The sequence below is a fragment of the Bacillus sp. FDAARGOS_527 genome (assembly GCF_003812125.1).
Classification (GTDB): domain Bacteria; phylum Bacillota; class Bacilli; order Bacillales; family Bacillaceae_G; genus Bacillus_A; species Bacillus_A paranthracis.
On sequence record NZ_CP033795.1, the window covers coordinates 2,057,676 to 2,069,675 of the forward strand.

8 protein-coding genes and 2 other annotated features (1 of these 10 cut by a window edge) are annotated in these 12,000 nt (G+C 35.7%); all 8 genes read right to left on the bottom strand.

The window, feature by feature from the left end; all coding sequences use genetic code 11:
• Positions 1-169 precede the first annotated feature (169 nt).
• Positions 170-3,286 carry an MMPL family transporter gene (locus tag EGX95_RS13220; RefSeq protein WP_000040974.1) on the bottom strand — a complete coding sequence of 1,039 codons (3,117 nt, stop codon included), beginning with the start codon at positions 3,284-3,286 and terminating at the stop codon, positions 170-172.
• A gap of 250 nt (positions 3,287-3,536) precedes the next feature.
• A complete protein-coding gene (locus EGX95_RS13230; RefSeq protein WP_001107304.1) occupies positions 3,537-4,103 on the bottom strand; it encodes a TetR/AcrR family transcriptional regulator in 567 nt (188 codons plus the stop codon).
• A 220-nt stretch (positions 4,104-4,323) separates the two neighbouring features.
• Entirely contained in the window at positions 4,324-5,481 is a 1,158-nt protein-coding gene (eis, locus tag EGX95_RS13235) for a GNAT family N-acetyltransferase (RefSeq protein WP_001100967.1), read from the bottom strand.
• A 134-nt stretch (positions 5,482-5,615) separates the two neighbouring features.
• Positions 5,616-6,905 (bottom strand): 3-phosphoshikimate 1-carboxyvinyltransferase, encoded by a 1,290-nt coding sequence (gene aroA, locus EGX95_RS13240; RefSeq protein WP_000664608.1) that lies wholly within the window; start codon positions 6,903-6,905, stop codon positions 5,616-5,618.
• 16 nt (positions 6,906-6,921) lie between these two features.
• Positions 6,922-8,022 (bottom strand): prephenate dehydrogenase, encoded by a 1,101-nt coding sequence (tyrA, locus tag EGX95_RS13245; protein ID WP_001231392.1) that lies wholly within the window; start codon positions 8,020-8,022, stop codon positions 6,922-6,924.
• Entirely contained in the window at positions 8,015-9,115 is a 1,101-nt protein-coding gene (gene hisC, locus EGX95_RS13250) for a histidinol-phosphate transaminase (RefSeq protein WP_001197247.1), read from the bottom strand. The genes tyrA and hisC overlap by 8 nt, the downstream gene beginning before the upstream one ends.
• 18 nt (positions 9,116-9,133) lie before the next feature.
• Positions 9,134-10,306, bottom strand: coding sequence for a chorismate synthase (gene aroC / locus EGX95_RS13255; protein WP_001269405.1), 1,173 nt, complete (start codon positions 10,304-10,306; stop codon positions 9,134-9,136).
• A gap of 53 nt (positions 10,307-10,359) precedes the next feature.
• Positions 10,360-10,579: a binding site (T-box leader), on the bottom strand.
• A 9-nt stretch (positions 10,580-10,588) separates the two neighbouring features.
• Positions 10,589-11,665 (bottom strand): bifunctional 3-deoxy-7-phosphoheptulonate synthase/chorismate mutase, encoded by a 1,077-nt coding sequence (locus EGX95_RS13260; protein WP_001273581.1) that lies wholly within the window; start codon positions 11,663-11,665, stop codon positions 10,589-10,591.
• A 195-nt stretch (positions 11,666-11,860) separates the two neighbouring features.
• Positions 11,861-12,000: a binding site (T-box leader), on the bottom strand; it runs 97 nt beyond the window's last position.

Below are 12,000 nucleotides of genomic sequence, written 5' to 3' on the forward strand. Positions count from 1 at the left end.
TTTTCTTTTTCTCTTCCTTTGCAATTTTACTATATAAAAGTACTTAAACAATGTAATACCAATTAAAAAAAGGGATGCTAAATCATATGTGATTTACATCCCTAATTTGTGTGTTATTTTATATGTTCTCTCCCATAACTGAAACAGTTACTTTTAAAAGGCGATTCTTTTATTTCCTTTCACTTAATTTCTTTGCATAATTCTTCATTTTACTCGTTAAGCCTATTAAAGCAGGTAGCAATATCGGCATCACAATAATAGCTAATAGTAACAGTGCAACACCAACTACGGATGCTACTTGTATAAGCGTTAATACACCTGAAGGGATTAATGCAGCAAATGTACCACCTAAAATAAGTGCCGCTGATAATACGACTCCTCCGATATGACGAGAAGCAGTTACAATTTTCGTCGCTGGGTCCCCTTCTAACTCATTGTATCTCATCATTACAAAAATACTATAATCCACTCCTAAAGCGACAATCATTATGAAACTAAAGAATGGAACATTCCAGCTTAATGAATCTACATGTAAAATATGCGTACTAATTTGTTCACTTATCCCTAATGATGCAAAGTAAGCTAATAGTAACGATCCCATAATAAAGATGGTGTTTAATAATGAACGTGTAATCACAATTAATACAATCGCGATTCCAATTAACATAATTGTAGCTGTACGTAAGAAATCTTGCCCAGTTACTTCTTTTAAATCAACGTTTCTAGCTGTCGTTCCTCCGATTGCTGTTTTCGCATGATTTAATTCCGTCCCCTTCAAAGTACCATCTATCGTTTTATTGAGTTCTTGAATAATTGGCATCGCTTCTTTTGAATACGGATTTACGTCTAAAATGATTGTCATTTTAGCAGTCTTTCTATCATGTGACATGTACGTATTCAAAGCTTTTTGGAAATCTTCTCCCTCCAAAACTTCTTTTGGAATATAAAATTTCTCAGAGCTTTTTGATTCATTTAGTTCTCCTAAATATTTCTGAGCATCCCCTAGGCCATTACTTACCTTTTCAAGGCCTTCTGTACTTTTAGATAGTCCTGATTGTAATTGTCCCATCTGTTCTTGCAAGTCTTTCAGCCCTGTTAATAGCTGTCCTTGCCCATCATTTATTTTCGTTAATCCGGTTTGTAACTCCAATGACTTGTTTGCAATTTGTTTTGAACCTGTTGCTCCTTCATTTAATCCATTTTTAAGATCAGCTGCTCCTTTTTGTAACTTAGTAACTCCATTGCTCATTTCTTTTAAGCCGTTATCCACTTTCAATAACGATTGATTCGCTTCTTTAAATGATCCCATCGCCGCATTGTGCTGCGCTTTCAATTTATTTAATTCATTTGACAGCCCACCTAATTGCTTTTGAGCCTCTTTAGCAATTCCTATCGTCTGCAGAATGTTAGGATCATTTGCTAATTCTGGTTTCGTTTGAATGAAATTGGTCATTAACATTTCAATTTGTTCATAACCTTTCTTCGCACCGTCAATCGCTTGAGAAATACTTTCGAAGTATTGATCGTAAGAACTTAAACCTTTTTCTAACTGCGTATAGCCAGCATGAAGTTGTGAAGTTGCATGAGATAATACACTTATATTTTCATTTACTGAAGTTAACCCACTCTCAATTTGCTGCGCACCTTTTGCTCCGTCATTTATGCCATTTGATAGTTGATTTAAAGCTGTTCCTAATGCCGATACACCATTTTTCGCTTCATTTGTTCCATCAATTAACTTTTGAACGTTTGCAAGACTATTTGAGTTCTTATTACCCATCTTATCTTTCGCAGTAGTTAATCCATCATTAATTTCCTTTATACCACCATTGGCATCTCCTAAACCTGTATTTAGTTCACCCGCTTGTTTATTTATATATAGTTCTTTAATCCTATCACCAGTTGGACGTGTCGGTGCATATACTTCTGAAACACCTTTCACTTTCAAAATCTTATCAGTTAGTTCATCTAAAGTTTGAAGCGAACTCACCTCATCTAACTTGTTATTCGATTGAATGACTAACGTACTTGGTGAAGAAAAACCAGGTGGAAAATGTTCTTCTATTACGTTAATCCCCATTTTCGACTCATATTTATTATCTACTTCAAATAAATCGTTGTAATTAAGTGTATTAGAATACTTTAATATGAAAGGAATCGATATCACAAATACAATAATTAAAGCTACAAATGGTCTTACTACTGCGTTTTTCGCAAAGAATCCCCATAGACGACTGTCTTCATGACCTTTAAATGTTTTAACGGGATAAAACATCCCTTTTCCTAAAAGCACCATGAAAAACGGATTTAACGTAGTTAATACGAGTAATAATACTGCAACACCAATTGCTACCGCTGAAGTAGATTGATATAATTTAAAGCTCGCTAAAGCAAGAGATGCAAAACCAATTAGTACTGCTATCCCGCTATATAAAACAGTTTTCCCTGCCGATTTAAATGTTTCTTTCGTAGCCAAAAATACGTTTTCTTGTTTACTTAATTCTTCTTTAAATCTCGTAAATAATAAAATGTTATAGTCCGTTCCTACCCCAAACAGGACAACAACGACAAACACTTGTGTAAAGTTAGAAAACGGAAAATTAAATTGATCTACAAGATGAGCAATAACCCCCATTGAAACTAAATATGATACCCCAACAATAAGAAGAGAAACAATAGGAACAATCGGTGAACGAAATACAATGATTAATATAACTAGAATGAAAATAATTGAAATAACTTCAGTCTTTTTCACGCCCTCTTGAGAAGATGTAAGAAAATCACCCGCGATTAAGTCACTTCCTGTTAAGTACGTTTTTACCCCTTTCGTTTTCACTTTATTATGAAGATTATTTGAAACTTTCGATATTTCACCATGTTTTTTATCTATCGATATTTGCGTTAAAATAGTCGTATTATCTTTAGAAACTAATTGTTTCTCTAATTCTTTATTATCTAAATGTGAAACAACTTCTTTAATTCCTAATTGTTCTTTTTCATTTTGCAAAGCATTGATTGTTTTTGTTATTTCCTCTTTTTGTTCAGTCGTTAAAGCTGTTTTACTACCACTATTAAAAACTGCTATAATCTCATACTTTTCTGTCCCGTCTTTATTCATTTCTTTTATCATTTTGTCAGCAATACTACTTTGTTCTGTATTAGGAATCGTAATGTGCCCTTTTTCTTTCACTAATTTATCCATATTAGGCATCGTAACGATCATTGTAATGGTAATAACTATCCACAATAGAAAAGATAAACTTCTCCAATTTCTCAGCTTGCTCATTTGCATCATCTCCCGCGATTAAAATTTCATGTTAGTTTTGGAATGAATATTCATTCCCACCTTTTTAAAATACCATTCCGGAATGAACATTCATTCCTATTACTCTATTACATTATTTTATAAACTCTATTAAACTACTTTTTCGGAATGAATGTTCATTCCTTTAGTTACACAAATACCCTCTCCTACCCTCATTTTTTAACTATATTTAGGAATGAATATTCATTCCTGTCCTTATAAAGCTATAGAATCAAATGATTCTAATAGCGTTCCAAGAGCTTTCTTCCAATTCTTTTACTAATTCTTTTGAGTACTCTAATTGCCCTGTTGCAATTACTTTAATTAATTTTTCTAACGGTTGATATACAATAATAATTAAAGCAACTGGAGGTAACGGACGGAGTAAGCCTTTTACAATCCCATCTTCTATAATATTCATAAAGAAGCCTATAAAATCATCAAATATTTTCTTGCTTTGTTCATCAAGAAAATAACTATCACAGTGAGAATTTGTAAACAGAAAAGCATCCACATTATTTCTCGCAAATTCAAATAAACGGTTATACGTATGACTAAACTGTTCACGAATATTTGCTTCAACAGGAAAATCCGTTTTTATCATTTCAGAAAGCTGTAACATACTTTTTGAAAATAATGAATTAACAAGCGCCTCTTTATTTTCAAAATAGCGATAAATAGTACCCGCACCAACTTTTGCCTTTTCAGCGATCATTGGAATTGTCGTACCATCGTAACCACGCTCTGCAAAAAGTTGCATCGCAGCATCAAAAATATCCTCTTGTTTGTTTTTAGCCATTTTTTCCACCTCTATTTTCAGGAATGAAAATTCATTCCGTTTTTAATTATAAATTACAGGGAATAAAAGTCAAGTGTGTGACTACGTATAGTTGTAATTTTATTCCCTTATTTGTGAATAAAATTATATCAGCGATTTTCAGGATATATCAACTTACCGACAAAAACCGACGCCCAAAGAGAAAGCTGTCCCAAAATTTGATTTTGGACAGCCCTATTTTTTAAAAGAAATCATAAATAAATGCATCTCGTACCGGAACTATTTTCTCAAACGCTTGTATTTCCTCTTCTCTTCCGCTAATTAATTCTAATTCATTTAGTTCTAATGGGCGTTTGTATCCAAGCAATATTGTAGATAGTGCATTTATATCTAGCTTGATCCCTTTATCCATCAGTTCTTCTATAATTGTTATTTCATAATTTGCAAGTCTCACTGATACATTATTCCACGGTGCAAATGAATCTGTAATATGTAAGATTAATTCTTGCTGTACGTTGTTCCAGTTCAACTCATATTGTTTTAAGAACTGCTCTACATCTACAATTCTTCCCATAAAATATGGTTTTATTTCTGTTTTCACACGTGGTTCTTGCAATGTATATAACAACTGTTCGTTTTCACTTACTGTCATTTCAAGTTCTTTAATCATAGAATCATGTTGGCAAATAAAGTTCCATAGACCATTTCGTGCTTCATTATGCAGTGGTACGAATTCTTCTACAGTCATTTTAGATTTTTCTATTTTATATAACATGTAACCTGCTGCAGTTTTATTTTCATCGTAGTAAATTGCTAATGTTAAATCCTCATAAACAGCTTGTAACCACCATTTTTCATTGCGAACAAGCATACCAGAAAAACGTTCTGCAAATGTTTCATAAAGCTTCTCGACTTCTTCTGGGTGATTTTCTTTATTGAAACGTTTCACAGTACCATTCACTTGTTTTTTCATAACTAAATCACTCTTTGTCAAATGACATACGAGAAGATTCGCACAAAGTTCCCAGCCGTATTTACGGTAAAATGTAACAGCAAATGGATGTAACATTGATACTGTATATCCGTCTTTTTTCATCGTTTGAAGAGAATGTTGAAGCAATTCTTTCACATATCCGCTTCTTCTGTATTCTGGATACGTTGCTACCCCTGCAACGCCACCCATTTTAAATTTTTCTTTTCCTATGTATATATGAAACGGAATAAGGTGTAGTTTTGCAGCTAAGTCATTACCTTCCATAATACCGTATACTTCATGACTTTCCTTCATTTTTGTAAGTTGTTGTTGTATTCGTTCTTCTTCAACTTTATATTGAAAAGCGTATTCTGATAAGCGTAATGCTTCTCTAAATTTATCTTCTTTTAATCGTATAACGTTCATAGATTTTCCCCCTTCTTTATTTGAATTGTACCATAATTTAAAATATTACAGTGCGGTGAATGAAATTATATAGACTTAACGACACAAATTCAATATAAAAAAGCAGATACATCCTGTATCTGCTTCTCATCCATTTATTTAGTTAACCTTTGAAGTTCTTCGAAGAATGTAGGGTATGATACACCTACTGCTTCTGCGTCTTCAATTGTTGTTTTACCTTCTGCTAGACAGCCGGCAATCGCAAGCATCATTCCGATGCGGTGATCACCATAACTATTTACTGTATTGCCTTTTAAAGCTGATTTTCCGTAAATGATCATACCGTCATCAGTTGCTTCTATGCGAGCTCCTAGTTTCGTTAACTCAGCAACCACTGTATCAATACGGTTCGTTTCTTTTACTTTTAATTCGTGTGCATCTTTAATTACTGTAATTCCTTCTGCTTGCGTTGCCGCTAATGCGATTACAGGAATTTCATCAATTAATCTAGGGATAATATCTCCGCCGATTTCGATTCCTTTTAATGAAGATGTTTCAATTGTAATGTTTGCAGCTGGTTCTGATGCTCCTTCGTTAATTGGCTCTACAGTGAACGTAGCATCCATTTTCTCTAAAACATCAATAATACCTGTACGTGTTGGATTCATCCCTACATTTTGTAATACTAGTTTACTATTTGGAATAATTGCACCTGCTACTAAGAAAAAGGCAGCTGATGATACGTCACCTGGTACTTGAACATCTGTCGCTGTTAACTTTTGTCCACCTGCTAGTTTCACTGTCTTTCCTTCGCGAGTTACTTTAACGCCAAATGCTTCAAGCATTCTTTCCGTATGATCGCGAGAAATATGTGGTTCTGTAACAGCTGTTACACCCTCTGCACGAAGGCCAGCAAGTAAAATAGCTGACTTTACTTGTGCGCTTGCTACCGGCGAAGTGTATTCAATTGCTTTTAAATCTCCACCACGTATTGTTAGCGGTGTAAACGTTCCTTCTTCACGGCCATCAATGTTCGCACCCATTTGTTTTAATGGATTTGTTACACGTTTCATCGGTCTTTTTGCAATAGATGCATCACCTTGTACGCAAGAGAAAAATGGTGTATTTGCCAAAATTCCTGACATTAAACGTATAGTTGTACCAGAATTACCAACATCTAATACAGCTTTCGGTTCTTGTAAACCTTCTAATCCTTTACCAACTACAGTGACTTCATCACCGTTTTGCACGATGTCTACTCCCATTTCTTTAAAACAAGAAATTGTACTTAAACAATCTGCGCCAGGCAAGAAACCTTTAATTGTTGTTTTTCCTTCTGCAATCGCACCGAACATAACAGCGCGGTGAGAAATTGATTTATCTCCCGGAATTGTAATGTTGCCATTTAATCCGTTATTAACAGGTTGTATCGTTCTTTCCTTCACGTTTTCACCTTCTCATTTAAATTGTTTCATACGTTTGGTATTTTTCTTCTCCAAGCGCTAGCTTTGCTTTCGTACGATCTTCTTCTCGTTGGAAGCTAATACGTAATACCCCAAGCAATCCTTCACGCGCTTCTAATATTTGCAAGTTCGTAATACTAATTTCCTCGCGAGCCAAAATACTCGTAATATGAGCCAATGCCCCAACTTTATCTAAAACATCGACGTATAAGTCGTGATAGGCAGGAATTGCCCCTCTCTTTCGTACTGGTAAAGAGTCACGGTATTCTTTCGCATCTGCAAAATAGTTTTGAATCTCGCCTGCATCTCCAGTAGAAACTGTATCATATAAACCTTCCATTTCAGAGATCCACTCTTTTAATAATACCATTAAATGCTCACGATTTTGCTTAACAATATCACTCCACATTTTCGGACTACTAGATGCGATGCGTGTAATGTCTTTAAACCCTCCGGCAGCTAGTTGATGAATGAGTGGATTATCTCCTGCATGTTTTTCTACTTGCTTTACTAATCCAGCGGCAATAAGATGCGGGAAATGACTTACAATCCCTGTTACATAATCATGTTCTTCTGTATTTAAAACAAGGAAATGTGACCCTGTTCCTTTTAACCAATCTTTTAACTCTTCCACATGTTCATTTGGCACATGATTCATTGGTGTTAAAATGTAAAATGCATTTTCAAATAAATGCGCTTTTGCACTTTCAACTCCCGTTTTATGAGAACCTGCCATTGGATGTCCACCAATGAAAGAAATTTCCTTTGAAAATAAAGCTTCTGCTTCATTCATAATCGTGCCTTTTGTGCTACCAACATCGGTTACAATAACATCTTTTCGTAAACGAAATGACGCTAATTTGTGTAATAACTTCTTCGTTTCTTCAACTGGTGAAGCAAAAACAATTAAATGTGCCTCTTCACATGCATGTTGTAAATCTACTGCTATTTCATCTACTACGTGTAATTCTTTTGCACGCTCTACTTGTTCTTGAAATATATCATAACCTGTTATCGTTACATCGTGCTCTTTCTTAATTGCTAATGCGAGAGAACCTCCGATTAAACCCGTTCCAATTAATACTACCTGTTTACGCATTTGCCTCATCTCGAGACTTTCTTTTTTTATTTTCAAAGTGTTGTTGTAACACTGAAATCACTCCTTCATTTTGCTCCCTTGTTCCGACTGTGATGCGGACACCATTCGGGAACGGACGAATAATAAATCCTGCGTGTGCGCAAGCTTCATAAATCTCTCCACCATTTTCTACTGGCAAGAAGATGAAATTTGTTTGTGACTGATAAAATGGAATTTCATTTTCCTTACAGAAACTTTCGTATTGTCGTAAACCTTCTGTATTCACACGAACTATTTCTTCAATAAACTCGTCATCACCAAAAGCAATCGTCGCTGCTTTTTGCGCTAATGAAGATACGTTAAATGGCAAACGAACAACATTTAATTTTTCGATTAATTCTTCATGTCCAACCGCATATCCAACGCGGAAAGAAGCTAATCCGTACGCTTTAGAAAATGTTCTAAGCACAAGAATATTTTTATGTTTTTCTAAAAGCGGTAATGTCTCTGGGAAATCTTTTGCTGTTACGTATTCATAGTACGCTTCATCAATGACAATTAACGTATTTTCACTAATCCCTTCAATGAATTGAGTCAATTTTCGGTCATTCACATATGTGCCTGTTGGATTGTTCGGGTTACAAATCCATACGATTTTTGTATTGTTATCTACTACTGAAGAAATTTCGTCTAAGTCGTATACACCATTATTTAACGCAACTTCCTTCACTTCGCAACCTTCTATAATTGCATGATGACGGTACTGCGGGAATGTTGCCCCAGCCGTTACGATATTATCTCCTGCTTTAAGTACTGCACGGCTTATTATTTGAATGACTTCATCTAAACCACTACCGCAAAGTACTTGTTCCATTTGCACATGTAACTTATTTGCAATTGTTTGACGGAGCGTTGTAGCACCTCCGTCAGGATATAAAGCATGATCCAACCACGATTTTTGCAACTCATCTAAAACTCGTGGTGAACAGCCGAATGGATTTTCATTCGATGCTAATTTAACAAACGAATGATCTCCGTACACTTCTTTCATTTGTTCAGGTGATTTACCTGGTTTATATGGTTGTAATGATGATAGTTGATCTTTTACTTGCATGTTAAAACCACCTTTTTATTAAAATTCTTTTGCGTATTTATTATGTTGCGTAATGTTTTGTTGAATTAATTCCATACGATCTTTTCCGAATTGTTCGACTAGTGCATGTGCAAGTTCCCATGCTACAACAGATTCAGCTACTACACCTGCTGCTGGTACTGCACAGCTATCAGATCTTTCAATACTCGCTTGAAATGCTTCTTTCGTATCTATATCAACACTTGCTAACGGTTTGTATAATGTTGGTATTGGTTTCATTACACCTCTTACGACAATTGGCATTCCCGTTGTCATACCGCCTTCTAAACCGCCGGCATTATTCGTTTTTCTCGTGTATCCTTGTTCTTCATCCCATAAAATTTCATCATGCACTTTACTTCCTGGTTGTCTTGCTGCTTCAAAACCAACACCAATTTCAGCACCTTTAAATGCATTAATACTCATAATTGCACCAGCAAGTTTTGCATCTAATTTACGATCGTAATGAACGTAACTACCAACGCCAATCGGCATGCCTTCTGCAATGACTTCTACAATGCCGCCGATTGAATCTCCGCTACTTTTTGCATGATCAATCGCATCCATCATCTCTTGTTCTACTTCTTTATCTAAACATCGAACTGGTGAGTTTTCAGTAATTGTTTGAATTTCTTCAATTGACAAGTTAGAAATATGTTTTGCTTTTACTCCACCAATTTCAAGTACATGTCCTGCAATTTCTACACCTAATTCTTTTAAAATTTGTTTCGCAACCGCACCAGCAGCTACACGAACTGTCGTTTCTCTTGCAGAAGAGCGCTCTAGTACGTTTCTTATATCACGGTGACCATATTTAATTGCTCCATTTAAATCCGCATGTCCTGGACGTGGTTTCGTAATTGTACGTTTCATTTCTTTACTTTCTTTTTCCGAAATTGGCTCTGCACCCATTACTTTCGTCCAATGTTTGAAATCATCATTTTTTACGATTAACGTAATGGGTGAGCCAAGTGTCATCCCATGACGAACACCACTTACAATTTCAACTGTATCTGTTTCAATTTGCATACGTCTTCCGCGTCCGTGCCCTTTTTGTCTTCTTAATAATTCTTTATTAATATGTTCCGCCGCCAGCGTTAAACCTGCTGGTACACCTTCTAAAATAACTGTTAACTGCGGTCCATGTGATTCTCCAGCTGTAATGTATCTCATTTCTCTTGCCCCTTTACTATTTTTTTGTACAAAAAAATCCCTACTGAGCGCTCAGTAGGGACGATGTTCATCGCGGTACCACCCTAGTTGTAGACTTCTTTCGTCTACCTCTCTTCTTCTTTAACGATCATTAGACCGTCTTTCCCATCAAAACTTGACGAAAAAGATGCTCCAAGGCTGTAATTCATGCTTACCTTTGTACTGATTCACACCGACCATCAGCTCTCTTTAACAGTGAGATAAGCACTACTGTTTCCTCTTCAGCGCATATATGATATGGAATTAAGATAATTTATTTTTGAATCCTTTTAGCTCTTCCATAAATTTATGGAATTCTGGAATATCCATTTGTTGTGCAGAATCTGATAACGCCACTGCTGGGTCTGGGTGTACTTCAGCCATTACTGCATCTGCGCCAATTGCAAGAGCCGCTTTCGCTGTTGGTAATAATAAATCTCTACGGCCAGTTGAATGCGTTACGTCAACAACAACTGGTAAATGTGTTTCTTTCTTTAAAATCGGTACTGCTGAAATGTCTAATGTGTTACGTGTTGCTCTTTCGTATGTGCGGATACCGCGCTCACAAAGAATAATTTGGTCGTTACCTTGTGCAATGATGTATTCCGCTGCGTTAATGAACTCATCAATTGTTGCTGCTAATCCACGTTTTAATAATACCGGCTTGTTAACTTTACCTACAGCTCGTAGTAAATCGAAGTTTTGCATGTTACGTGCACCAACTTGAATTACATCAACGTAGTCTAATGCCATTTCAACATCGTTTGGATTTAAAATTTCACTAATGATCGCTAAGTCGAACTCATCTGCTACTTGGCGTAAAATTTGTAATCCTTCTACTCCTAAACCTTGGAAATCGTATGGAGATGTTCTCGGTTTGAAAGCACCACCGCGCATTAATTTTAAGCCTTGGTCCTTCATCGCTTGCCCTACTTGGCGAACTTGCTCTAAGCTTTCGACCGCACAAGGTCCCATAATGAACGTTTGTGTGCCGTTACCAATCAATTCACCTTTTACATCAACGATTGTGTTTTCTTGTTTCTTTTTACGTGATACTAGTAATGCTTTACGGTTATCATCTTCTTGTAATTCTAAGCTAGCTTTGAAGATTGTTTTGAAAATATGTTGAACCGTTGACGTTTCGAATGGTCCTTCGTTATTCTCTGCGATCATATCAAGTACTTCACGCTCACGTACTGGATCAAAACGTTTCGTACCTTGTACTTGCTTTTGCTCCCCAATTTTTTGAACGATTTCACCACGTTTGTTTAAAAGGTGTAATAGTTGTAAGTTAATTTCATCTACCTGTTTACGTAATTGATCTAATTCATGATTTGCCATTTGGAAATCCTCCTCTAATGTTTTAAAAGTATAGTAAGAGAATGAAAAATTCTCTATTTTCTGAACTGGTCAATTATACAAATTTAAAGTGGAATCGATACCTCTTCTTATTTTAAACTAATAATTAGTACAAAGACACTATCCACTAGTTAAAAACCCACTTTTTTTGTACAAAAAATCCCTACTGATCCAATCAGTAGGGACGATATTTATCGCGGTACCACCCTAGTTGTAGACTTCTTTCGTCTACCTCTCTTCATTGTTAACGATCATCTGACCGTCTTTCCCTTCATAAAGATATATACCATCTTTACTACGAAAAAGATGCTCTAGGA

Bases quoted from the DNA above. Each gene is read 5' to 3' on its own strand.
- EGX95_RS13220 (WP_000040974.1), bottom strand. From the start codon at position 3,286: ATGAGCAAGCTGAGAAATTGGAGAAGTTTATCTTTTCTATTGTGGATA.
- EGX95_RS13230 (WP_001107304.1), bottom strand. From the start codon at position 4,103: ATGGCTAAAAACAAACAAGAGGATATTTTTGATGCTGCGATGCAACTT.
- eis (WP_001100967.1), bottom strand. From the start codon at position 5,481: ATGAACGTTATACGATTAAAAGAAGATAAATTTAGAGAAGCATTACGC.
- tyrA (WP_001231392.1), bottom strand. From the start codon at position 8,022: ATGCGTAAACAGGTAGTATTAATTGGAACGGGTTTAATCGGAGGTTCT.
- hisC (WP_001197247.1), bottom strand. From the start codon at position 9,115: ATGCAAGTAAAAGATCAACTATCATCATTACAACCATATAAACCAGGT.
- aroC (WP_001269405.1), bottom strand. From the start codon at position 10,306: ATGAGATACATTACAGCTGGAGAATCACATGGACCGCAGTTAACAGTT.
- EGX95_RS13260 (WP_001273581.1), bottom strand. From the start codon at position 11,665: ATGGCAAATCATGAATTAGATCAATTACGTAAACAGGTAGATGAAATT.